Source organism: Acidimicrobiales bacterium, assembly GCA_040219085.1.
In the GTDB taxonomy this organism is placed as follows: domain Bacteria; phylum Actinomycetota; class Acidimicrobiia; order Acidimicrobiales; family JAVJTC01; genus JAVJTC01.
This window is the reverse complement of sequence record JAVJTC010000017.1, coordinates 51,865-73,605: the sequence shown is the minus strand read 5'-3', so window position 1 is coordinate 73,605 and position 21,741 is coordinate 51,865. Positions and strand designations below refer to the sequence as shown.

Annotated in this window: 24 protein-coding genes; 10 read left to right on the top strand and 14 right to left on the bottom strand. The window is 69.3% G+C overall.

The features are described 5' to 3' along the window. Nucleotides 1–108: 108 nt before the first annotated feature. Nucleotides 109–1,770 carry an FAD-dependent oxidoreductase gene (locus RIE08_06935; protein ID MEQ8717330.1) on the top strand — a complete coding sequence of 554 codons (1,662 nt, stop codon included), beginning with the start codon at nt 109–111 and terminating at the stop codon, nt 1,768–1,770. A 21-nt stretch (nt 1,771–1,791) separates the two neighbouring features. Here the strand turns inward: RIE08_06935 and RIE08_06930 are convergent, their stop codons facing one another. From RIE08_06930 to RIE08_06900, 7 genes are all read right to left on the bottom strand, one after another. Further along, the gene (locus tag RIE08_06930; protein ID MEQ8717329.1) at nt 1,792–2,361 is read right to left on the bottom strand and encodes a DUF3501 family protein; all 570 of its coding nucleotides are present in this window, start codon (nt 2,359–2,361) and stop codon (nt 1,792–1,794) included. Between the two features lie 68 nt (nt 2,362–2,429). Then, nucleotides 2,430–3,788, bottom strand: coding sequence for a heterodisulfide reductase-related iron-sulfur binding cluster (locus RIE08_06925; protein ID MEQ8717328.1), 1,359 nt, complete (start codon nt 3,786–3,788; stop codon nt 2,430–2,432). Between the two features lie 46 nt (nt 3,789–3,834). Then, nucleotides 3,835–4,254 (bottom strand): rubrerythrin family protein, encoded by a 420-nt coding sequence (locus tag RIE08_06920; protein MEQ8717327.1) that lies wholly within the window; start codon nt 4,252–4,254, stop codon nt 3,835–3,837. A 121-nt stretch (nt 4,255–4,375) separates the two neighbouring features. Then, a complete protein-coding gene (locus RIE08_06915) occupies nt 4,376–4,813 on the bottom strand; it encodes a Fur family transcriptional regulator (GenBank protein MEQ8717326.1) in 438 nt (145 codons plus the stop codon). Nucleotides 4,814–4,919: 106 nt separating this feature from the next. Continuing rightward, a complete protein-coding gene (locus RIE08_06910; GenBank protein ID MEQ8717325.1) occupies nt 4,920–5,813 on the bottom strand; it encodes a DUF6159 family protein in 894 nt (297 codons plus the stop codon). 53 nt (nt 5,814–5,866) lie between these two features. Next, nucleotides 5,867–6,856 carry an MDR family oxidoreductase gene (locus RIE08_06905; protein ID MEQ8717324.1) on the bottom strand — a complete coding sequence of 330 codons (990 nt, stop codon included), beginning with the start codon at nt 6,854–6,856 and terminating at the stop codon, nt 5,867–5,869. Further along, on the bottom strand, nt 6,853–7,803 hold the full coding sequence (locus RIE08_06900; protein ID MEQ8717323.1) for a cation diffusion facilitator family transporter: 951 nt from the start codon (nt 7,801–7,803) through the stop codon (nt 6,853–6,855). Before RIE08_06900 ends, RIE08_06905 begins: the two co-directional genes overlap by 4 nt. A gap of 25 nt (nt 7,804–7,828) precedes the next feature. Here RIE08_06900 and RIE08_06895 point away from each other — a divergent pair, with 25 nt between their 5' ends. The 7 genes from RIE08_06895 (at nt 7,829) to budA (ending at nt 14,549) form a co-directional block, all read left to right on the top strand. Next, the gene (locus RIE08_06895) at nt 7,829–8,632 is read left to right on the top strand and encodes an enoyl-CoA hydratase (GenBank protein ID MEQ8717322.1); all 804 of its coding nucleotides are present in this window, start codon (nt 7,829–7,831) and stop codon (nt 8,630–8,632) included. Between the two features lie 2 nt (nt 8,633–8,634). Next, a complete protein-coding gene (locus RIE08_06890) occupies nt 8,635–11,214 on the top strand; it encodes an EAL domain-containing protein (GenBank protein ID MEQ8717321.1) in 2,580 nt (859 codons plus the stop codon). A gap of 228 nt (nt 11,215–11,442) precedes the next feature. Beyond that, on the top strand, nt 11,443–12,237 hold the full coding sequence (gene map / locus RIE08_06885) for a type I methionyl aminopeptidase (GenBank protein ID MEQ8717320.1): 795 nt from the start codon (nt 11,443–11,445) through the stop codon (nt 12,235–12,237). Continuing rightward, nucleotides 12,234–12,617 carry a RidA family protein gene (locus tag RIE08_06880; GenBank protein ID MEQ8717319.1) on the top strand — a complete coding sequence of 128 codons (384 nt, stop codon included), beginning with the start codon at nt 12,234–12,236 and terminating at the stop codon, nt 12,615–12,617. The genes map and RIE08_06880 overlap by 4 nt, the downstream gene beginning before the upstream one ends. A 58-nt stretch (nt 12,618–12,675) precedes the next feature. Beyond that, nucleotides 12,676–13,164 carry a hypothetical protein gene (locus tag RIE08_06875; GenBank protein ID MEQ8717318.1) on the top strand — a complete coding sequence of 163 codons (489 nt, stop codon included), beginning with the start codon at nt 12,676–12,678 and terminating at the stop codon, nt 13,162–13,164. Nucleotides 13,165–13,209: 45 nt separating this feature from the next. After that, nucleotides 13,210–13,716 (top strand): hypothetical protein, encoded by a 507-nt coding sequence (locus tag RIE08_06870; protein ID MEQ8717317.1) that lies wholly within the window; start codon nt 13,210–13,212, stop codon nt 13,714–13,716. Between the two features lie 47 nt (nt 13,717–13,763). Continuing rightward, entirely contained in the window at nt 13,764–14,549 is a 786-nt protein-coding gene (budA, locus tag RIE08_06865; protein MEQ8717316.1) for an acetolactate decarboxylase, read from the top strand. Between the two features lie 40 nt (nt 14,550–14,589). On the opposite strand, the gene RIE08_06860 is transcribed toward budA, so the two are convergent. From RIE08_06860 to RIE08_06850, 3 genes are all read right to left on the bottom strand, one after another. Continuing rightward, a complete protein-coding gene (locus RIE08_06860) occupies nt 14,590–14,868 on the bottom strand; it encodes a hypothetical protein (GenBank protein ID MEQ8717315.1) in 279 nt (92 codons plus the stop codon). Further along, entirely contained in the window at nt 14,865–15,140 is a 276-nt protein-coding gene (locus tag RIE08_06855; GenBank protein MEQ8717314.1) for a hypothetical protein, read from the bottom strand. The genes RIE08_06860 and RIE08_06855 overlap by 4 nt, the downstream gene beginning before the upstream one ends. Nucleotides 15,141–15,237: 97 nt before the next feature. Then, the gene (locus tag RIE08_06850; protein MEQ8717313.1) at nt 15,238–16,137 is read right to left on the bottom strand and encodes a 1,4-dihydroxy-2-naphthoyl-CoA synthase; all 900 of its coding nucleotides are present in this window, start codon (nt 16,135–16,137) and stop codon (nt 15,238–15,240) included. A 108-nt stretch (nt 16,138–16,245) separates the two neighbouring features. Between RIE08_06850 and RIE08_06845 the strand changes: the two genes are divergently transcribed. Then, nucleotides 16,246–17,076 (top strand): hypothetical protein, encoded by an 831-nt coding sequence (locus RIE08_06845; GenBank protein ID MEQ8717312.1) that lies wholly within the window; start codon nt 16,246–16,248, stop codon nt 17,074–17,076. Between the two features lie 12 nt (nt 17,077–17,088). On the opposite strand, the gene RIE08_06840 is transcribed toward RIE08_06845, so the two are convergent. Genes RIE08_06840 through RIE08_06830 form a run of 3 tightly spaced genes read right to left on the bottom strand, consistent with a single transcriptional unit; the run spans nt 17,089 to nt 19,795 of the window. Beyond that, nucleotides 17,089–17,910: a DegV family protein gene (locus tag RIE08_06840; GenBank protein ID MEQ8717311.1), complete on the bottom strand. Its 822-nt coding sequence runs from the start codon at nt 17,908–17,910 to the stop codon at nt 17,089–17,091. Further along, nucleotides 17,907–19,148, bottom strand: a complete 1,242-nt coding sequence (locus tag RIE08_06835) for an MFS transporter (protein ID MEQ8717310.1) — start codon at nt 19,146–19,148, stop codon at nt 17,907–17,909. The genes RIE08_06840 and RIE08_06835 overlap by 4 nt, the downstream gene beginning before the upstream one ends. Nucleotides 19,149–19,180: 32 nt before the next feature. Continuing rightward, complete coding sequence (locus RIE08_06830) at nt 19,181–19,795, bottom strand: glycerol-3-phosphate acyltransferase (protein MEQ8717309.1); 615 nt, start codon at nt 19,793–19,795, stop codon at nt 19,181–19,183. Between the two features lie 62 nt (nt 19,796–19,857). Here RIE08_06830 and RIE08_06825 point away from each other — a divergent pair, with 62 nt between their 5' ends. After that, nucleotides 19,858–20,568 carry a histidine phosphatase family protein gene (locus RIE08_06825; protein MEQ8717308.1) on the top strand — a complete coding sequence of 237 codons (711 nt, stop codon included), beginning with the start codon at nt 19,858–19,860 and terminating at the stop codon, nt 20,566–20,568. Between the two features lie 46 nt (nt 20,569–20,614). Here RIE08_06825 and selD read toward each other — a convergent pair whose 3' ends face one another. Then, the gene (selD, locus tag RIE08_06820; protein MEQ8717307.1) at nt 20,615–21,706 is read right to left on the bottom strand and encodes a selenide, water dikinase SelD; all 1,092 of its coding nucleotides are present in this window, start codon (nt 21,704–21,706) and stop codon (nt 20,615–20,617) included. Nucleotides 21,707–21,741: the final 35 nt, after the last annotated feature.

The following is a 21,741-nucleotide window of genomic DNA, read 5'->3' as shown; positions in this document are numbered from 1 at the left end:
TCGACTCCACCGGCGATGTATCGCTCTGCGTCGTCGATCGCGGCCCCAGCTGAACCACCACGAGACAGGGCTTCTATGATCCGGACCGACCACACAGGGGGAACGAAGATGGGTGCAGCGAAGGTCTGGTCGGGTGAGTTGGGCGACGCGTACGACGTCGTCGTCGTGGGATCCGGGGCCCCCGGGCTGACGGCAGCGCTGGCGGCCGCGAAGAACGGTGCGACGGTCGTCGTGCTCGAGAAGGCCGACTTCCTCGGCGGAACGTCGGCCGTGTCGGGCGGCATGATCTGGATCCCGATGAACCGGTGCATGACCGAGTTGGGGATCGCCGACACACGCGACGACGCCCTCGCCTACCTCGGCGCGATCTGCGACGACCGCACGCCGGTCGGGGTGCTCGAGACCCTCGTCGACCGAGGCACCGAGATGCAGGCGTTCGTCGAGACCGAGAGCGATCTCCGGTTCGAGACGCTCGAGAACTTCCCCGACTACCACCCGGAGTGGCCCGGCTCCCATGGGGGTGGCCGGTCCCTCGAGCCCTCGCCGTACCACGCGTCCGAGAAGCTCGGCGACCTCTTCGAGAGTCTCCGCCCCGATCATCGACCCCCGTTCACCATGCGTGAGTACGAGGAGTGGCGGATCTTCACCCGCTTCCCGTGGGAGGAACTCGCCGAGCGGGCCGAAACCGGTGTCGTCGCCCGTGGCCGTGCCCTGGTGGCACCGCTGGTGAAGGCCTGCGCCGACGCGGGGGTCACCCTCGTGACCGGCTACGGGGTCCGGCGTCTGGCCGGCGACGGAGCCGGGGTCACCGGTGTCGTCGGCGACAGCTCCACGATCGCGGCAGCCGGCGGTGTCGTTCTCGCCTGTGGCGGGTTCGAGTGGTCCGCCGAGATGGCCCAGAGCTATCTGCCCGGGCCGATCCAGGGGAGTTGTTCGCCGCCGCACAACACGGGCGACGGCATCCGGATGGCCGCCAAGGTGGGCTCCAAGCTCGGCAACCTCAACGAGGCGTGGTGGGGTCCGATGGTCGTCATCCCCGGCGACGAGACCGACGGGGCCCCGACGAGCACGCTCCTGCGTTTCGAGCGCACCGGGCCCGGGTCGATCATCGTCAACCGGGCCGGCCGGCGTTTCGTCAACGAAGCGCACAACTACAACGACATGACGAAGGCGTTCCACACCTTCGACCCCGGAACCTACACGTACGCCAACCTTCCGGCGTGGCTGATCTTCGACCACGCACACCTGCGTGAGTACGGCTTCCTCGCCCATCGGGCCGGTCATGCCACCCCCGAGTGGCTCACCGATGCGCTCTCGCTGGCCGAGCTCGCGACGAAGATCGGCGTCGACCCCGACGGACTCGATGCGACCGTCGAGCGGTTCAACCAGCACGCCGTCGAAGGGGCCGACCCGGACTTCCACCGGGGCGCCAGTGCCTACGACCGGTACTGGGGTGACGATCGGGCCGAGCGCCCCGCCCTCGGCCCACTGACGGAGGCGCCGTACTACGCGATCGAGGTCGTCTCCGGTGTCATCGGTACCAAGGGCGGGATCGTGACCGACCCCGACGCGCGCGCCCTGGACGCGTTCGACGATCCCATTCCCGGCCTGTTCGCTGTGGGTAATACGACGGCCCAGCCGATGGGCCCGGGATACGCGGGGGCAGGATCCACTCTCGGTCCGGGAATGACGATGGGCTACGCGGCCGGGCTGACCGCGTCGGCTGACGCTGCCCGCCCGGTCGAGCCGGCGGTCGTGCCCGGCGCCTGAGGTCCGCCAGGGTCCGTGGCCTCAGCCTGCGTGGGTGGCGTCGAGATCGGCGCGCAGGGCTGCACGCTGATCGTCAGAGAGGAGCATCTCCTCGCGCAGAGCGTCGAAGTCCGTGCCGAAACCGACCGGAGCCTCCTGGCCGACGTGGAACTTGAGGTACTGGACGGCCGATATCCGGTCTTCGCCCACCTGCGAGGGGTCGAAGGTCGCGTACACCCTGGAACCGTCGGCCATCTGGGCGTAGATGTGCTCCTGGAGACCCAGCCACTCGCGGAGCTTCACGGCGCGCTCGTCGACGTCGTCGATCTCGACGAGAAGGACACATCCGAGGTCGCCCGGCCCGCCCAGCATGTCGTTGTACGTGTCGATCTCGGTCTGGATGTCGGTCTCTCGGGCGATCCGCTCGGCCCGCATGATCTCCTGGATCTGGTACGTGAGCGTGGCGCGGTTCTCGAAGAGCATCGTCAGGTACGCGCCGAGGTGGACGCGTCGGGGCTTCTTCGCCGCCATCGCGATCTTGCGTGTCTCGTCGCGGGTGTCGCCGTACGTCTGGTAGTCGATGATGTCGGATCGTTGGACCAGGTGGGACATCGTTGTCTCCTCGTGGGTCAGGGGTCGTGTGTGGTGTGTGCCCCCCGGCTCTCTCCCACAGCCCGGGTTCAGTCGTCGCCGGGCACCGGGTTGGGGAATCCGTCGGGCTCGTAGGCCCGGGCGAGCACCGACATGGGGTGCATGGGCTTGCGGCCGGCGTGCTGGTCGAACTGGATGGCGGCCAGGGGGCAGTCCGTCGCCCAGACCTCGGCGTCGTGCGACTTCATGCCGTCGAAGGCCTTGCGGCCGATCCGCACGGAGGTCTCGAAACCTTCGACCTTCATCGCGTACGTGCCGTCGTGGCCGCAGCATTCGATCGTCGGTCGGGGTGTGACCCCGGGGATCTTCCGGATCAGGTCCCGGCCCTTGAGGCCGACGGCCTGCGCCCGCAGGTGGCACGGTGCGTGGTAGCTCACGGTGTCGCCGGGCGATGACCTGAAGTCCGTGTTGAACCGGTCCTCGTCGCGGATCGACCACAGGAACTCGCTCGGGTCCATGGTGGCCGCGGCCACCTCCGCAGCGGCGGCGCGGTCGGAGTCGGCCACGAGCGTCGGATACTCCTGGCGCAACATCATCGAACAGGTCGGGTTGATCGCCAGGACCTTCTTGCCGGCCCGGACGTGGGGGAGCAGCTTGGCGAGGTTGACCGATGCCTTCTCGCGCATCGTGTCGAGGTCGCCGGACTCCCATGCGGGCATGCCGCAGCACTTCAGGCCCTTTTCGCAGGTGATCTCGACCTGGCTCTGCTTCAGGACCGAGACGGTGTCGTGGCCGACCTCGGGTTCGTTGTGTTGGACATAGCAGGTCTGGAAGAGGACGGCTTCGCCCTCGGTCGGGTCGTCGTAGACGAGGCCCTGGTCGATCGCCCACTTCTCGAATGTCTGCTTCGCGAACTCGGGGAGCTGTTTGCGGTGATCGATCCCGAGGGTCTTCTCGAGGAACTTACGGTGGATCTTGGACCGCGAGTTCAAGACGTTGGCGGAGCCGAGCGATGCGCGTGCCATGGCCCCGGTGCGGTCCGGGTCACCGAGGAACTTGTCGCGTACCGAGACTCCGTCCTCGCGGGTGCGGATCGCCTTGTACCGGTGGACGAGCTTGGGAAAGTCCAGTTGGTACTCGTGCTGGTCACGCACCGTGTAGGGGCAGTTGATCTCGCAGAGCTTGCACTGGAAGCACTCGTCCATCACCTGGTCGGTCTCGGCCGCCGTGACGGCACGGACGTCGCCGTCGTGGTTCTCGTCGATGAAACGGAACAGCGACGGGAACGAGTCGCAGAACTTGAAGCAGAGGCGACATCCGTGGCAGATCTCGAAGGTCCGGTCGATCTCGCCGGCCAGTGCATCGGCGTCCCAGTAGACGCCGTCGGCCGGGTCGTACGTCAGCCCTGCGGTGGGGGCGTACGGGACTGGTCCTTCGGATCCGCTCACGGATGTCTCCTACGTTCGTGGTGCCGCCCAGGGAGGCGGCGGGCGGTCAGGAGATGCTGTCGAGCAGGCCCTGGAAGCGTCCGGCGTGGGCCTTCTCGGCCTTGGCCAACGTCTCGAACCAGTCGGCGATCTCGTCGAAGCCCTCGTCGCGGGCGGACTTGGCCATGCCCGGGTACATGTCGGTGTACTCGTGGGTCTCGCCTGCGACGGCCGAGGCGAGGTTGTCCATGGTGTCGCCGATGGGGGCGTCGGTGGCCGGGTCGCCGACCGATGCGAGGTAGTCGAGGTGGCCGTGCGCGTGGCCGGTCTCGCCCTCGGCGGTCTCGCGGAAGTTGCCGGCGATCTCGGGGTAGCCCTCGACGTCGGCCTTCTTGGCCATCCAGAGGTAGCGGCGGTTCGCCTGTGATTCGCCGGCGAAGGCGTCCTTCAGATTCTGGTGGGTCTTGGTGCCCGAAAGATTGCTCATCATGTCCTCCTGGGACGGTTCGTTGGTTGGGAATCTAGCAGTGCTGTCAGTTTGGACAAACTCCAAACAAGGAAACTTTCGAAGAACGGCGTGGTGCGGTGCGCCACACGGTGCGCAGCTGTCAGGCGGGTGCGTCCGCGCGGGCGGCGCTGCAGTCGCTGCGACCACACGTTCCGCTGAAGATCATCTCGACGGTGGCGGGATCGAACGACGTGCCGTCGAGGCCTGCGACCGAGAGTCGGTCCGCCCCGTCGACGCCCACGTCGAAGACCCGGTCGCAGTCGTCGCAGATGAAGTGGTGGTGGCGGACGTGCGCGTTTGGATCGAAGCGCACCGCCCGACCGTGGTTGACCTCACCGACCTCGCCGAGATTCACGAAGTCGTGCAGCGAGTTGTAGACGGTGGCGCGGCTGATCTCGGGGAGCTCGAGCCGGGCCCGGTCGTGGATCTCGTCGGCGGTGAGGTGGACGTTGTCGCCTTCGAGAACCTGGGCGACGACGCGGCGCTGCGCTGTGAGGCGGATGCCTCGTGCTCGGAGTCTCTCGAGGAGTGTGTCCATGACCGGGCCTAGTCTAGACATTGTCAAGATCAAAACCCACTCATAACTGGGTGCCGGCCGCTTCGAGGGGCCGCCCTCGAGGGCGGCCGGCGATCCGTCGTGCCGCTCAGCGACCCCCGAAGCCGCCCGAGGAGAAGGGCCCCCCGAAGCCCCCGCGACCGGTGTTGGGGCCGCCCTCGCGGCTCTCGAAGGCGGTGTCGAGGCCGGTGCCGACGAAGTCCTCGGGAACGTGGTTGTTCGCTGCGAAGTCGTACAGGGCGGTCTGGTAGATGGCGGTGAGCGCCGTCATGATCACCGCGATGAGGCCGATCCAGACCGCACCGATGGCGATGCCGATGACGAGGCCGGCGCCGCCGAGCTGCACGCCGATGAGGATCGGGACGAGTGCCGGGAGCATCGCCAGCATGCCGACGAGGCCGAGGCCGAAGCGGCCGATGAGGTTCTCGCCCCACGTGGTGCGCAGCAACTCGGTGGAGCGCTTGACGGCCTCGATCGGGCCCTTCTTCTCCAAGACGATGACGGGGACGACGAGGAAGGTGATGACCTGCCAGGCCATGTCGAGGAGTCCGGCGAAGATGTCGCCGACGATGCCGGACCGCTCCCGGATCGCCCGCAGGATCAGGCCCACGGTGGAGGTGATGATGGTCCAGCCCAGGAGTTGGGGCAGGCGGGCCAGCGCGCCGCCGATGGCCGACGAGACGGTCGGGTCGCCGCCCCGCATGCGCTCGGCCGCACCCGACACGAGCGAGCCCTGCACCAGGGACGTGATCGTCGCGATCGCGAGACCTGCGACGATCCAGGCGACCGTCGTGGCCGGTCCGGCCTCCATCGTCGACGTGTCGATGTCGTAGTCGACGAGGAACGAGATGCCGAGCGCAACGCCGGCGATGAGCGCCGACAGGGTGAAGCCGATCACCGGGAGCCACAGCAACTCGCGGTCCCGCTGCAACACCTTCCACGAGGTCTTTGCGAGTTCGAGCGAGGTCTGGAAGCGGCCCATCAGGTCGTTCTCCGTTCGGGGGTTCGGGTTGCCCCGATTCTAGGCCCCCTCCGTCACCGTCGTACGTCGACCACAACGCGTCCGCGGACCTGTCCCGACAGCACCCGCGTGGCGACGCCGGTGACCGATCCGAGGCCGACGGTGGCGTCGGTCATCGCGGCGAGCAGCTTCTCGTCGAGGTCGGTGGCCAGCCGCGCCCAGGCCGCATCGCGCACTGCGGGTGTCTCGTACACGGAGTTCACGCCGGCCAGCACGACGCCGCGCAGGATGAAGGGCATGACCGTGGTCGGCAGGTCGGCTCCGCCTGCGAGTCCACATGCCGCCACGCAGCCGTGGGGGACCGTCTGGGCGAGCACCGTCGCCAGCGTGGTCGACCCGACGGTGTCGACGGCCCCCGCCCACCGGGCGCCCTCGAGCGGCTTCGCCTCACGTGACAGTTCCTCGCGGTGGATGACCTCGCTCGCGCCCAGGCCGCGCAGATACTCGCCCTCGGTCTCGACCCGCCCGGTGGAGGCGACCACCTCGTGGCCTGCATGTGCCAGCAGAGCGATGGCGACGCTGCCGACGCCTCCCGCTGCGCCGGTGACGACGACGGGTCCGTCTCCGGGAACCAGGCCGTGGTTCTCGAGGGCCTGTACGCACAACATGGCCGTGTAGCCGGCGGTGCCGATGGCGGCGGCGTCATGGGTGGAGACGCCCTCGGGCAGACGTGTCGGCCACCCTGGGTCCACAGCGGCCTTCTCGGCCAGTCCGCCCCACCGCGACTCACCGAGTTCCCAGCCGTTCACGACGACCCGGTCGCCCGGTGACCACGACTCGTCGGTGCTCGCGGACACGACCCCGGCGAGGTCGATGCCGGGAACCATCGGCCACTCGCGCACGATCCTGCCCCGGTCGAGAACAGCCAGAGCGTCCTTGTAGTTGACCGTCGAGTACTCGACGTCGATCGTCACCGCCCGCTCGGGCAGAGCTGCCTCGTCCAGTTCCGTGATGGCGCAACGGAAGTCCCCGTCGCGGGTCAACAGCAGTGCTTGGAAACTCATTGGTGGGCCTCTCCGGGCCCCCCGGCGCTCACGCCGTGGGTCCGTCTGATGTCGGGTTCGATGTAGACGACGGCCGACAGGTCCGTTGCGTCGCGGATGGCGATCTCGGTCCGGTCGATCGTACGCGCCAGCGCCGGTACGTCGAGCCCACTCGTGTACTCGACCTTGGCGGTGACCAGAAGCTCCTCGGGTCCCAGGTGCAGAGTGCGCAGGTGGATCAACTGGACCACCTCCGGCGCTGCGGCGATCGCCGCGACGATGCGGTCACGCTGGTCGGCCACGGCGCCCTCGCCGATCAGCAGGCTCTTCATCTCGATGGCCAGCACGATGGCGATCACTCCGAGCAGCACGCCGATCGACAGCGTGCCGATGCCGTCCCAGACGGCGTCGCCGGTGACCTCCGCGGTGAGGATCGCGCTCAGGGCGATGACCAGACCGACCATCGCCCCCAGATCCTCGAGCAGGACGACGGGGAGCTCGGGTGAGCGGCTCCGACGGATGAACGTGCTCCAGCTCGTCGTGCCCCGCACCGCGTTGGATTCGACGATCGCGGTGCGTAGTGAGTAGCCCTCCAGCACGATCGCCAGGCCGAGGATGCCCATCGCCCACCCGAGACTCTCCAGCTCGTGGGGATGGCGGATCTTGTCGATTCCCTCGTACACGGCGAACAGCGAGCCGCCGGTGAACAGGACCAGCGCCACGACGAAGGCCCAGAAGTACCGTTCCCGGCCATAGCCGAAGGGGTGTAGCGGCGTCGCTTCGCGCTTCGCCCGCCGCCCGCCCAGCAGGAGCAGGGCCTGGTTACCGGTGTCCGCGAAGGAATGGACGGCCTCGGCGAGCAGGGACGCGGACGACGTGACGAAGAACCCGACGAGTTTCGCGCACGCGATTGCCAGGTTCGCAAGGAAAGCCGCGATGATCGCTCTGGTTCCACCCGATGCCGACATGCCCGGACGAAACTAGTCTCGTTCGATGAGTCCTCGTTCAGGTGACCACCCAGCGGCGGCCGAGACGGTGCAGGCTTGCGTCGAGGCCCCCATCGCCCGACTGACACTCGCCCGGCCGCAGAACCGCAACGCGCTCTCGGCGGAACTCCTCGACGACCTCGCCGCCGCTGCGGCGAGAGCCGCCGCCGATACCAGTGTCAAGGTGATCGTGATCGCGGCGCAGGGACCGGTCTTCTCGTCGGGCCACGACCTGCGGGAACTGCTCGCCGGCGGCACCCCGGACCACGAGGCGGTCTTCGCGTCCTGTCGACGCGCGATGGAAGGGCTGCGCGCCCTGCCCGTCCCGGTCATCGCAGAGGTCGACGGACTCGCCACCGCGGCGGGATGTCAGCTCGTCGCCTCGTGCGATCTCGCGGTCGCGTCCGACCGGGCCGCCTTCGCGACGCCCGGCGTGCGGATCGGTCTGTTCTGTTCGACGCCGATGGTGCCGCTCACCGCTGTCATCGGGCCCCGGCGCGCTCTCGAGATGCTGCTGACCGGCGAGCCGGTCGATGCCGCCACGGCGCTCTCGTGGGGTCTCGTCAACCGGGTGGTGCCCGTGGCGGACCTGACGTCCGCCACCGACGCGCTCGCGGCGGCGATCGCCGCGTCGAGCCGGGAGGTGGTCGCGCTCGGAAAGCGGGCCTTCTACGCGCAGGTCGGCCGCCCCGAGGTCGACGCCTACGACATCACGACGCCGATCATGGTCGACAACGCGTCGAACGACGCCGCGCGTGAGGGGATCGGCGCATTCCTGGAGAAGCGCCCGCCGCGCTGGCCGGGGGGATGACGGTGGAGGGCGGGCGCGACTTCACCATGGACGTGCGCCTCGGCGCGCTGGTCCTGAAGGCCGCGACGGAGCTCGCCGATCCGTTTCGTTCGGACCTCGCGGAGGTCGTCAGTGGGATCCTCGAAGAGGTCTGCGACCTCTTCGGCGTGAGTCGGGCCCGGGTCTGGCTCCAGGACCCGGCCGCCCGGCGACTGGTCCCGGCGGCGGCCCACTACCGCGACGAAGCGCCTCTCGGCGACCTGCCGATCGCATTCGCGCCAGAGCTGGCGCAGAAACTGGAGCGGGTCGCGCCGGAGCACCACGGACTCGTGCCCCTCGGTGACGAGGGGCCGGTGCCCGAGCTACGGGTCGACTTCGACGACGGGCCCGGGGCACTGCTCGGCATGTGCATCCCGGTGCATGCCGGGGGGCAACAGGGCGGCCTCGTCACCCTCTGCGGATTGACACGCCCCCCGAGTGGCGCGGCCGAACGCGGAGCGATCGTGGCGATCGGTCGGCTCCTCGTGGGCGCCGAGGCGGCCAACGAGCTCCTGCGTCGTCTCTCAGCCCTGTGGGAGACGGGCCACGTCGGTCTGGTGATCCGCGACCCTCAGCGACGGCTCCTGCAGGCGAACGGGGCCTACTGCGAGATGGTCGGTGTTCCGCTCGACGATCTGGTCGGGCGGGGCCCCGAGGGCTTCGTCCACGAAGACGATGCCGAGCGCACCGCGGCGTTGATCGACGGGGTCCTCACCGGTCGCGAGGAGCACATCGAGAACGAGTACCGGATCCTGCGTCACGGTGAGGAGCGGTGGCTGCGGGCGCACATCGCACGCGTCGCCCGCTCCGATGGCGCTCTGGGGTACACGTTCAGCGTCGTCGAGGACGTCACCGAACGGCGTCGCGCCGAGCAGCGTCTCCGCGAGAGTGAACGGCGCCACCGCTCGGTGGTCGAGAACGCGCCGGCGCTCGTGGTCAGGGTGGACCGTGACGGCATCATCCGGTTCGCGAGCCATCGCTCGCTGGGTGTGGTCGGGCTCGGTCACGAGGTCCTCGTCGGAGCGGGTGTCGAGGCGCTCGGTGTCACCGACCCGCCCGGGCAGTGGTCGGCGGCCGTCGCCGGGTGCATCGCGTCGCTCGAGATCGTCGAGTTGGAGACGCGCATCCGGGTCGGTGACGGGTCGCGGTGGATCTGGGCGCGGTTCGCTCCCGAGGTGGACGTGGACGGTGAGCCCACCGGAGTGACGCTCTACGCGCTCGACGTGACGCGCCGCAAGACGGTCGAGTTGCAGCTCGAGCGGGCCGCCCGCCGCGACTCGTTGACCGGTCTGCTCAACCGGACCGCCTTCGCGGACCGGCTCGCGGAGCGGTTGGCGGCGTCGTCGGAAGGTGCCGGGGCACTGCTGTTCGTCGATCTGGACAGGTTCAAGCACATCAACGACTCGATGGGTCACCTCGTCGGGGACGAGGTCCTGAGCCGTGTGGCCGGTCGGCTGCGGGAGGCGGTGGCGCAGCCCGGACTCATCGCCCGTGTCGGGGGTGACGAGTTTCTCGTCTATCTCGAGGTGTCCGGTGGCGTCGGGGCTGTGGCCGCCGGGGCGGAGCGGCTGCGCGTCATGCTCGAGGAACCGATGGAGATCGGCTCGAAGGAGGTCCTCACCTCGGTGAGCATCGGCGTCGCCGTGGCCACAGCGGAGGTGAAGGCGCCCGAGCTCGTGCACGCGGCGGACCTCGCGATGTACGCGGCGAAAGAGGCGGGGCGCAACCGGGTCGTCTTCCACGACGACGCGCTCGAAGCCCGGCTCGGCCTCCGCTCGATGTTGGAGACGGATCTCCGCGGCGCCGTTGGACGCGACGAGCTGGTCGTCGTGTACCAGCCCGAGGTGGACCTCGCGACCGGCCGCCTGGTCGGTGTCGAGGCGCTGGTCCGTTGGGACCACCCCGAACGCGGCCGACTCGGCGCCGCGGACTTCGTGGAGATCGCAGAGGACAGCGGACTGCTCGTCGACATCGGCGAGTACGCGCTGCGTCGCACGTGGGAGGATCTCGCGGCGTGGACCGATCTCCCGCCGGACTTCCAGTGCCGCGTCAACCTCTCGGCCGTGCAGCTCGCGGCGCCCGATGATCTGTTGCACCTGCTCGACGAGTTGAACGGAGCCGCACCGTCGCTGCGGCTCCTGTGCATCGAGTTGACGGAGACGGCTCTTCTCGCCGAGCCCGACACCGCCCGGGTCGTGCTGGAGTCCATCCGGGCACGTGGTGGGAGCGTTGCGATCGACGACTTCGGCACCGGGTACGGCGGATTCACCTACGTGAAGTCCTTCCCCGTCGACCTCTTGAAGATCGACCGGTCTTTCGTGACCGACGTCGTCGACGACCCCTACGACCGCGCCATCGTCGAGGCGATCATCGGCCTCGCGACGTCGCTCGGGATGGAGGTCTCGGCCGAGGGGATCGAATCCGCCGCCCAGGCCGAGACCCTCGTTTCGATGGGGTGTCGGCGCGGCCAGGGCTTCCTGTTCGGTCCCGCGGTGTCCGCCGCTGAGATCCAGCGGTTGCTCCGGGCCGAGGTGGACCGAGGCCCCGAACCGGCTGAGCGGTAGCGTCGAAGCAACGGGTGCCGGGTCGTCCGGACCCGGCGGATCACATCACCCAGGCCCGAGAACACGAGGTACACGATGGCCAAGCGCAAGCGGAGGGGCTCCTCCGCCACCCCCTCGGACCCCCCGGTCAGGCGCGGCCTGATAGGCCCGAAGCGTACCGTTCCCGCTGGGATCCCCAGGCCGCCCTACGCAGCCACCGGGGACCCCGGTCCTTCCGTGTCGTCGCCGGTGCGCACGCCGGAGGAGATCGCCGCGATGCGCCGGGCGGGTGCGGCCGCCGCCGAGATCCTCATCCTCGCGGCTGACCACGTCGCTCCCGGTGTCACCACCGACGAGATCGACGCGCTGGTCCACGAGGCCACGATCGCCCGGGGTGGCTACCCCAGCCCGCTCGGCTACCGGGGCTTCCCCAAGTCCGTCTGTACGTCCGTCAACGAGATCATCTGTCACGGGATCCCCGACAGCCGTCCCCTTGCGGACGGCGACATCGTCAACGTAGACGTGACCATCTATCTGGACGGGGTCCACGGGGATACGTCCGCGACGGTGATGGTCGGCGATGTGGACGAGGACTCCGAGAGGCTCGTGCGTGCCACCCACGCGTCCCTCTACGCCGCGATCGACGTCGTCGAACCCGGTGTCCCGCTCAGCGCGATCGGCAAGGTCATCGAGCCACACGCCCGCCGCGCCGGTCTGTCGGTGGTGCGTGAGTTCATCGGCCACGGCATCGGCACCGAGTTCCACACGTCGATCCAGATTCCGCACTACCACGAGCCGCGACTGCGCACGCCGATGGAGGAGGGGATGACCTTCACGATCGAGCCGATGCTCAACCTCGGTACCCGCCACCTGCACGTCTGGGATGACGACTGGACGGCGGCGACCGACGACGGTTGCCGCAGCGCCCAGTTCGAACACACGCTGCTCGTCACGCACGACGGTGTCGACATCCTCACCGTCACAGGTGACGGAACCTGCGCCCACGACCGCTACGCCACCGCGCTCACGGAGACCAGGGGTTGAACCGCGAGATCCGTCCGGACGGCCTCGCTGCGCCGGCGTCGGCCTACGCCCACGGCGTGTTGTCAGTGGGCGCAGCGCGGATGGTGCACACCTCCGGGGTGGTGCCGGCCCGGTCCGACGGGACGGTCCCCGACGACCTCGCCGACCAGGCCGACCTCGTCTGGGAGAACATCACGACCATCCTCGCCGCGGCGGGGATGGTCGTCGCCGACATCGTCTCGGTCACGACCTACGTCGTCGCCGGCAACGACCTCGCCGTCGTCATGGCGGCCCGGGACCGGGCGCTCGACGGCCACCTCGCCGCGTCCACGCTCGTCACCGTGCCTGAACTCGCCCGGCCGGTCTGGAAGGTGGAGATCGCCGTCGTCGCCGCAGCGTGACGCTGCGAGCGGCCCTTGCGTGACACAATCCTGGTGACTTCGACAAGGGATGACCGCAATGGCGATGATCGACTTCGTAAAGAAGATCCACAAACACTGCGCCGATGATCTCGAGCCCGGCGAACAGGTGCTCGCTTCGACGTTCGGGCAGCCGCCGGGCGCGATCCGCCGGCAGGTCGCCTGGGGCGCCGTGGGTGGTGCGGTCGGCGCGGTGGCCGGTGAGGCACTGGCGAACAAGCGTCTCAAGGACTCCGAGCAGCAGAGGGGCGAGGGCATCACCGTCGAGATCCCGGCGGGCAAGGCGGTGCTCGGCCTCTCGGCCCAGCGTCTTCTCGTGTTCGGGCATAGCGCCTTGTCCGGGCGGCCCAAGGGGCTGAACGCGTCGATTCCGCTCGACCAGATCCAGTCGATCGAACTCGACCAGGGCAAGCTCGCCGGCAAGATGCTGATCACCTTCGTCGACGGGACCTCGGTGGACTTCGACGTCGTGAAGACAGCCGGTCCCGGCCCCTTCGCAGAGAAGTTCACCGAACTCACGGGCCGGTAGGACGACGGGAACCGCGTAGCCGTCCCGGAGAACAGGAGCGACCACGTGCCCAAGCCCGCCAAGGTCGAAGCGAACGTCCGCGACTGGCTGCGCAACGAGCGCGGGGACACACTCGATGCCTTCACCCGGGTGATCACGATCAGCGTCGTCAATCCCGGTACGGAGGTCTCCGGGTCCGTCTCGGTCGCGGACCTGCGGCTCCCGGCCCGGGCGCTCGGCCGTGATCTGTCCGACATGTGGGGGGTTCCCGGACACGCCCGCGCGTTCGCCGTGTCCCCGTCGACGTTTCGCGTCCTCCACCTCAGCGGTTGGAAGGAGCGGGTGAAGGAGGTCGAGGCCGAAGCGCCTATTGGCGAGGTCACCGTGCACCACCTCGACGACACGTCGCAGAGTGGGCACGGGATCCGCTACTTCGTGATCGACCTCCCCGACGGCCGGTGGATGGTCGACTCGCAGGTCGTGGTGAAGAAGAACGGGGAGCGGGGGCCCTTCGCAGCGAGCTCGGACGCGCTCATCGAAGCTCTCGGAACTCGAGCGGTCCCCATCGGCTGAGCGGTCTCATCGGGGTTGCGGTCCCGGCCCTCACCTACTGTGGGTCGATGACACGGGACATCGTCGATCACGCCATGGTGGGCGCGCTGCACCTGCGGGCGCTGAGTGGCGTCGACTTCCAGCACGACCCGTCGGTCGAGCACGTCGCCTTCCAGACCAGCACGATCAACGCGCTCATGGAGGGCATGTTCGAGGGCGACATGTCGATCGCGCAGTTGCTCCGCCACGGAGACCTCGGCATCGGGACCATCGACCGCCTCGACGGTGAGATGGTGATCCTCGACGGGGAGGCGTTCGTGATCGACGCAGAGGGTGTCGTCAGAGCCGTCCCCGATGAGACCCGCACCCCGTTCGCCGTCGTGTGCAGGTTCTCGCCATCGGTGGACACGCTCCTGGACGGCCCACTGCCGTTCGACGCGCTGGTGGAACAGCTGGACTCGGCATCGCAGAGTCGGTCATTTTCGGCGTTCAGGGTCGACGGGGATTTCAGCGACCTCCGGTTGCGCAGCGTCCCGGCACAGTCGCCCCCGTTCCCCTCCCTGGTCGAGGTGACCCGACAACAGACCGAATGGGCGGTCGCATCTGCGACCGGTGCGCTGGTGGGGTTCCGGTTCCCCGACCGCGTCGCCGGCGTCGAGGTCCCCGGCTATCACATGCACTTCCTGTCCGAAGACCGCACGCAGGGCGGCCACGTGCTCGAGGTGACCGTCGAGCGTGGCCGTGCGCGCATCGACGGTGGCGACGACCTGCACGTCGAACTGCCCTCCGGCGTCGCTCTCGGTACGCCGGGCGAGGCCGACCGGGATGCGATCCGTTCCGCCGAGAGTCACTGACCGGCCCAGGTGGCCCGACGTATGGTCGTCCGCAGCGCTTCTACGCGGTCAGAAGACCCGCGTGACGGAGCTCTGCAATCGTCTGATCAGGAACGCCGAGCACGTCGAGATGCACGATCGAGTCGTCGCCCGGACCATCGACGATGTCGACCACCCGGGCCAGGAACGGCTCAACGGGATCGCCGGCGACGATGATCGCTCCCGGCTGAATACGTTCGGGTTCGCCCGCATGGCTGAGAAGCGCCCACACAAGACCTGTGTCGTCGACCTGGTTCACGTCGGCAGGCAGCGTGACCATGATCTCGGCTGGTGTGCTCACTGTTGCCTCCTCACATGGTGGGGGTTCGGTCGGATCTCACCCAGCGCCTGGATGAGGAGCTCGGCCCGCTCCACAGTGTAGGAGCCCAGCACCACGCTGTAATGGGGCGCCGAGAACGTAGGCAAGAGCCCGAAGCCGGCGCCGACCAGTTCACCTACTGCCACAGCGGCGTAGCTCCGACGGGTCCGCAGACGCGAGCCCGACAGGATGCGGTCTACATCCCACCCGTTGGGGGCGCTCGGCGTGGGCGCAGCGATCGGGGGAGGAGTCACGAGAGCGACGGCGACGGTATCGATCGCGCCACCAATGCGGTGCTGTGAATCGCTGTTAGCGCGAAGGCACTGGCATCGATCGAAGATGTCGTGGATCTCAGAAGTGCCAGGGGTAGTCGGACCAGTCGGGGTCGCGCTTCTCGACGAAGGAGTCGCGCCCCTCGGCGGCCTCGTCGGTGCCGTAGGCGAGGCGGGTGGCCTCGCCGGCGAAGACCTGCTGGCCGACGAGTCCGTCGTCGATCATGTTGAACGCGAACTTGAGCATCCGCTGCGCCGTCGGTGACTTGCCGTTGATCCGCCGGCCCCAGTCCAGCGCGAACGCCTCCAGCTCCGTGTGGGGGACCACGGCGTTCACCATCCCCATCTCGTGGGCCTCCTGCGCGTCGTATTCGAGGCCGAGGAAGAAGATCTCCCGGGCTCGCTTCTGGCCCACCTGGCGGGCGAGGTAGGCGGAGCCGAACCCGGCGTCGAAGCTCGCCACGTCCGCGTCGGTCTGCTTGAAGCGGGCGTGTTCGCGGGATGCGATCGTCATGTCGGCGATGACGTGCAGGCTGTGGCCGCCGCCGGCCGCCCAACCGGGGACCACGCAGATGACCACCTTCGGCATGAAACGGATCAGCCGCTGGACCTCGAGGATGTGGAGACGTCCGGTGCGGGCCGGGTCGATCGTCTCCGCGGTGTCACCGCCCGCGTAGCGGTAGCCGTCGCGGCCACGGATCCGCTGGTCGCCGCCCGAACAGAACGCCCAGCCGCCGTCGCGGGGCGACGGCCCGTTGCCGGTGAGCAGCACACAGCCGACGTCCGAGCTCTGACGGGCATGGTCGAGCGCGCGGTACAGCTCGTCCACCGTGGCGGGCCGGAACGCGTTGCGAACCTCGGGTCGGTCGAACGCGACCCGCACCGTGCCGGAGTCGACCGAGCGGTGGTAGGTGATGTCGTTGAAGTCGAATCCGGGGACCTCGGTCCACGCCGACTCGTCGAAGATCTCTGAAACCATGGTCGGTCACCCTAGGACCGTGGCGGGTACGGTTGTGAGTGGAGCCTGACGGCCACCTGTCGGCGGCGCCGGTGCCGCAACGGACCGTCTCGGCTCACGGGGGGAGACGTGGACGAGGAACTGGGCGAACAGGACGGCGAGAAGAAGCCCCGCCGGGTCCGCAAGGTCGTCGCATGGACCGCTGCGGTTCTCGTCGTGGTCGCTGCCGCCATCTACATCATCTTCGGTCTCATCTACGACGATTCGACCACCCCGGTCGCCGTGGACGACGTGGTCGAGTCCTTCCGCGAGGCCCAGGCTGAAGCCGAGCGTTCGGCCGGTCACCTTCCGGCACCGGGTGTCTACGTGTACGCGACCACCGGAGACGAGTCCGTCGACGCGCTCGGCGGCACCACCCACGACTACCCGGCCACGACCACCATCACCGTGAGCTCGGCGGGGTGCGGGGTGCGGGTGCGCTGGGACGCACTCGTGGAGCGCTACGAAGATTGGCAGCTGTGCGACGACGAGGGGGCTCTGGTCGCCACCGGCTACACGACCTTCCACAAGTTCTTCGGTCAGGACGACCGGCGTGACCTCACTTGTGAAGAGCCGCTGCTGCTCGTGCCGGCCGAGCCGGCGGTGGGCGACACGTGGTCCGGCCGCTGCGCCGAGGGCACCTTCGACGAGGTCTTCACGGTGTCCGTGCGGGGACTGGAAACGGTCGACGTGGGCGGAGAGGCCGTCGAGGCCGTGCACGTGCACCTCGACATGGTCATCGAGTCGCCCACCGACGACCCGACCGGCGGAACGACCACCGATCTGTGGATCGCGACGGAGGACCGGATGATCCTGCGATGGGACGAGGCCACGGACACGACCGCCGGCTCCTTCGTCGGGCCGGTGCGACTCCAGGAGACCTACGGGCTCACCCTGACCGATCTGGCGCCCCGCGCCTGACCGGGCGGGGTCTCAGTCGTCCCACCACCACGCCAGGCCCGACACCCCGACCCCGGAGGCCGCGATCATCGCCTGTCCGAACTCCCCGATCATGGCCGTCGTAGGGGCGTGCTCGGCGCTCACAGCGTCGAGTAGACGCTGAGCGGCCTCGGGCGCTTCGGCATGTACGGCTGCCACGTGCAGCGGGGTGTCCGCATCGGGGCGGGTCGCCCGCCACGCCGACATCACCCGGTCATGGGCTGCGTCCACGCCACGGGCCGGCATCAGTCGGGTGATGCGGCCGTGGTCTATCTCGAACATCGGCTTCATTCCCAGCCGGTCGCCGGCCCAGCCGGCGAGGCTCGGGATCCGTCCCGTCCGCGCGAGCTGGGCGAGTCCGCCGAGGACTCCGAGTAGCCGCACCCGGTCGGCAACCCGCCGCGCGGTGGCGGCCACCGTCGTCACGTCGGCGCCGGTGGCCGCCATCCGGGCAGCGGCCGCGACGACGAGAGCCTGGCCCCCGGCTGAGGACCCGGAGTCGATCACCTCCACGGCGTCCCCGCCCAGTCGGGACGCCAGCACGGCGGACTGGTGCGTGCTGCTCAGTTCGGCGGAGACGGTCACGATGACGACCCCGTCGGGGCTGTCCGCTCCGGCCACCGCCGCGGCGAACGCTCCTGGCGGCGGTGCCGCCGTCGAGACGTGCGCGCGCAGGAGCGCCTCGGTGTCCATGGACCCCTCGGGCGTCTCGACGCCGTCGACGGTGAAGATGATCGGGACCACCGTCACGCCGAGTTCGGCCGCGAGCTCTCGGGGAAGGGCGGCCGTCGAGTCGGTGATCACGGCGACGGTCATGGCGCCGCCGTGGGTTCGGTGGTGGAGGCCGGCGTGGCGACCGGTCTGACCGCCTGGGCCGCGAGGACGACCACGACACCGCACCCGAGCAGGACGAGACGGATGGCGCTGATCGAGGAGTCGCCCGGGAGTTGGACCGTGTCCAGTCCGTCAGCGATCGCCCCGGTCACGACGGCGGCCACGCCGAGTCCGATGCGGATCACGACGTGGAACGCGGCGAAGGCGAGGACGCGTTCGGATTCGCGGACGCCGCTCTGCAGGGCGCTCATCCCCGAGGTCAGGGCGATCGTCGCCCCCGCACCGAAGCCGATGGCGCCGAGGTAGGTGAGCCAGATCTCCGGGCTGAGGCTCATCGAGGTGACCAGGAGTCCCATCGTGGTGACCCCGAACCGTGTCGTGGTCAACAGATCGGTCCCGAGTCTTCGGGTCAGGGCGAGCCCGATGCCCGCGCCCACACCGAACAGGGCGATCAGGATCCCGAACTCGGTGTTCGACGCCGACAACTCGTCGCGTATGAGGGCGATCCCCAGCGAGAACAGAGCGCCGAGTCCGAGCGCCACCGCCGCGGTCGCGGGCATCACGCTGCGCACCAGCGGCAGCCGCCAGGCGTCGCGGAGCCTGCCACTCGATTCCTCCTCGGGGGCTGTCCCTCCGCCGAGTCTGGGAAGCCGGGCGATGAGGACGGCGCTGGCCAGGAAGGTGAGCGCGTCTATCCAGAACACGAGTGCCTGGGGATGCTCGGCGAACCATCCGCTGTCGTTGAGGGGTAGAGCGGCGAGACCACCGAAGGCCAGCGCCCCGAGCGGGATGCCGCCGTAGCTCGACGCCATCATCAACCCGTTGGCCACCGGGAGGTCCTCTTCGTCGGCCAGGTCGGGTACCGCGGCGTCGCGGGCGGAGACGAAGACGATGGACGTCGCCTCGAGGACGAACGCCCACACGTAGATCCACCACAGGCCCTGCACGAGCGGGACCACGGCCACGACTCCGACCCGCATCAGATCCGTGGTCAACATGATCCGGCGCCGGTCCCAGCGGGCGGCCATCCGGGCGGCGACGGAACCTCCCAGGCCCGCCGGGAGCAGTCGCAGCGCGAGGATCCCGCCGACGGCGGCCGACGACTCGGTCTCGGTCAGGGCGAGCGCCATGAAGGCGAAGGTGCCCATCCAGTCGCCCAGGCCGGAGATGCCCTGACCGATCAGGAGGCGTCGAAAGTCGGGTCGGCGGAGGAGTTGCACGTCAGTTGGCCGGTACGACCGGCGGGGTCACGTCAGGGGGTTCCGGTCAGCCCATCGTTGTCGAACAACAGGCGTCGGGTGACCATCCTCGGTCGGTCCGGCGTCCGGGGCAAGCGGGAGTTGCCCACCATCCGCTTCATGAGTATCGGGATGATGATCAGCCAGCCGGCGAGCATCGCGGCGCTTCCATGGGTCAACAGCAACAGCCACGGCAGTACGAGCAGGGACAGGAAGGTGGAGAGCCCGGTGTGGTTGGCGAGGCGACCGAGCGCGAGGCCGCCGAGGAGAAGGACGGTCCCGGGCCACGCGACGACGAGGAGCGCCCCCATCGCCGGCGACAGACCCCGACCACCGGCGCCACCGATGAACGGCGACCAGTTGTGTCCGGCCACGGCGGCGAACGCGGCGAACGCGGCGAGTACCGGGGCCCCGTCAGCGAGCATCACCCCCGGGAGGCCCTTGACGACGTCGAGCACGCCACCGACGACGAGGGGGAGAAAGCCCGCGACGCGGTACAGCGCCGTACCCGACACCGTGCCGTTGCCGACGGTGCGCAGGTCGGCTCCGGCCACCGACTGTGCGACGAGGTAGCTGAAGGGCACCGCGCCGACACAGAACGAGACCAGGAGGACGACTGTCTCCTTCATCGTCTCCAGTGTGCACCACCGCGGACCTCGCGCGCTCAGGCCACGTGCGCCACACTCTCGCCATGACCGAATCCGACACGGCCGAAGACGACGACACGACCGACGAATCGACCCCGCCGACTCGACTGATCCTGGTGCGCCACGGCGAGTCCGAAGTCACGGTCCGCCGGGTGCTCGGTGGTGAACGCAGTTGCACCGGGCTGTCGGAACTGGGTCGCCGTCAGGCCACCGCGCTGGGAGAGCGTCTCGCCGCCGGTGATGATCCCCCCATCGACGTCGTATGGTCCTCGACGCTCGAGCGCGCGGTCGAGACGGCCGACATCGTCGCCGCACACATCGGCATCGACGAGGTCCACCGCGACCGGGACCTGGTCGAACGTCGTCCGGGAGAGGCCGACGGACTCACCTTCACGGAGTTCCGGGAGCGCTACGGGCTCGACTTCCTGACGGACCCCTACGAGCCTCTCTCGCCGGGTGGTGAGAGCGCCGCCGAGTTCCATCTCCGGGCCGGCGGTGCGGTCGCCCGCGTGGCGTCGACGCACCCCGGGAAGACGGTGCTCGTCGTGTGCCACGGTGGCGTGATCGACGTGGCCTTCCGGGACCTGCTGGATCTGCCGCGCCACGGCGGGTTCGACCTGTGGACGCTGAACACGTCGCTCACCGAACTCACGCTGCGCAGCGACCTGGAGGCGTGGCGGTGGCGTCTCGTGCGGTACAACGACGCCGCGCACCTCGCCGGGCTTCCCGACCAGACGCCTCACGCTCAGGAGTAGCGGTTGCGTCGGCGTCGTCGGGGAACGACGTGACCGCGGTCGGCCGCTACACGATCAGGATGGTGCCGGTCGGGGCCCCGTCGACGGGAGCGATCACCGTCCCGACAGCAGCCGCCGTGTGTCCCTTCTCGGTGAGTGCGGCCAGCGCCTCCGTGACGGCCGCGGGGTCACAGCCGAACAGGAGGCCACCGGCAGTCTGGGGGTCGGCGAGGATGTCGGCCAGAACATCGGGCACGGCGCCGCGCTCGGTTCCTCTCACGTCGACGAGCGCGTCGCCGAGGAACGCCCTGTTCCGGCCTGTTCCGCCCGGTACCTGTCCGGCCCGGGCGAGGTCTTCGGCGCCGGGCAGCAGTGGCACCGTTCCCGGATCGATCTCGATCGCCACGCCACTCGCGCGCGCCATCCGGTGGAGGTGACCCACCAGTCCGAACCCGGTCACGTCGGTGGCGCCGGTGGCCCGCGCGGCGCGCGCGACGACGGCGGCCTCGGCGTCGAGGCGGGTCATCTCGGTGACGGCGGCCTCGTACGCGGCGGCGAGGGGGCCTCCCGGACGGGCATCGGCGGCGGGACTGCGCTTGAGTGCCGTGGTGATGAGGCCCGTACCGATGGGCTTGGTCAACACGAGCGTCTGGCCCGCAGCCAGGCCCGCGTTGGTGAACATCTCGTCGACGTCGACCTCGCCGGTCACGGCCTGGCCGTACATGGGTTCGGGACCGTCGACGGTGTGTCCCCCGGCCACGACCCAGCCGCCCTCGGCCGCGGCGTCGAGGCCGCCGGCGAGAACCTCCCCGAGAAGGTCGAGGGGTAGGACGTCCACCGGCCAGGCGGCGAGCGCGAGCGCGAACAGTGGAGTGCCGCCCATTGCGTACACGTCGTTGGCGGCGTTGACCGCGGCGATACGCCCCCACAGGCGGGCGTCGTCGACGATCGGGGTGAAGAAGTCGGCGGTCGAAACGAGGGCGCGACCGTCCGGACGGCGCCACACCGCGGCGTCGTCACCTGTCTCGTTGCCGACCACCAGGTCGGCGTGTTCGACTTTCGGGAGGGTGCGCAGGACCTGCGCCAGCTCGGTCGGACCGAGCTTGCACGCTCAGCCTGCGCCGTGGCTGTACCCGGTCAGCCGTACGTCATCTGGCACGTCGCTCAACCTACCCGCCTGGGACCTGCCCCGGG

Coding starts and splice junctions, on each gene's coding strand:
- RIE08_06875 (MEQ8717318.1), top strand. CDS start 12,676: ATGGCGATGATCGACTTCGTAAAGAAGATCCACAAACACTGCGCCGAT.
- RIE08_06840 (MEQ8717311.1), bottom strand. CDS start 17,910: ATGACCGTCGCCGTGATCACCGACTCGACGGCCGCCCTTCCCCGAGAG.
- RIE08_06930 (MEQ8717329.1), bottom strand. CDS start 2,361: ATGTCCCACCTGGTCCAACGATCCGACATCATCGACTACCAGACGTAC.
- budA (MEQ8717316.1), top strand. CDS start 13,764: ATGACACGGGACATCGTCGATCACGCCATGGTGGGCGCGCTGCACCTG.
- RIE08_06920 (MEQ8717327.1), bottom strand. CDS start 4,254: ATGAGCAATCTTTCGGGCACCAAGACCCACCAGAATCTGAAGGACGCC.
- RIE08_06935 (MEQ8717330.1), top strand. CDS start 109: ATGGGTGCAGCGAAGGTCTGGTCGGGTGAGTTGGGCGACGCGTACGAC.
- RIE08_06905 (MEQ8717324.1), bottom strand. CDS start 6,856: ATGAGTTTCCAAGCACTGCTGTTGACCCGCGACGGGGACTTCCGTTGC.
- RIE08_06900 (MEQ8717323.1), bottom strand. CDS start 7,803: ATGTCGGCATCGGGTGGAACCAGAGCGATCATCGCGGCTTTCCTTGCG.
- RIE08_06825 (MEQ8717308.1), top strand. CDS start 19,858: ATGACCGAATCCGACACGGCCGAAGACGACGACACGACCGACGAATCG.
- RIE08_06895 (MEQ8717322.1), top strand. CDS start 7,829: ATGAGTCCTCGTTCAGGTGACCACCCAGCGGCGGCCGAGACGGTGCAG.
- RIE08_06830 (MEQ8717309.1), bottom strand. CDS start 19,795: ATGAAGGAGACAGTCGTCCTCCTGGTCTCGTTCTGTGTCGGCGCGGTG.
- RIE08_06850 (MEQ8717313.1), bottom strand. CDS start 16,137: ATGGTTTCAGAGATCTTCGACGAGTCGGCGTGGACCGAGGTCCCCGGA.
- RIE08_06910 (MEQ8717325.1), bottom strand. CDS start 5,813: ATGGGCCGCTTCCAGACCTCGCTCGAACTCGCAAAGACCTCGTGGAAG.
- RIE08_06915 (MEQ8717326.1), bottom strand. CDS start 4,813: ATGGACACACTCCTCGAGAGACTCCGAGCACGAGGCATCCGCCTCACA.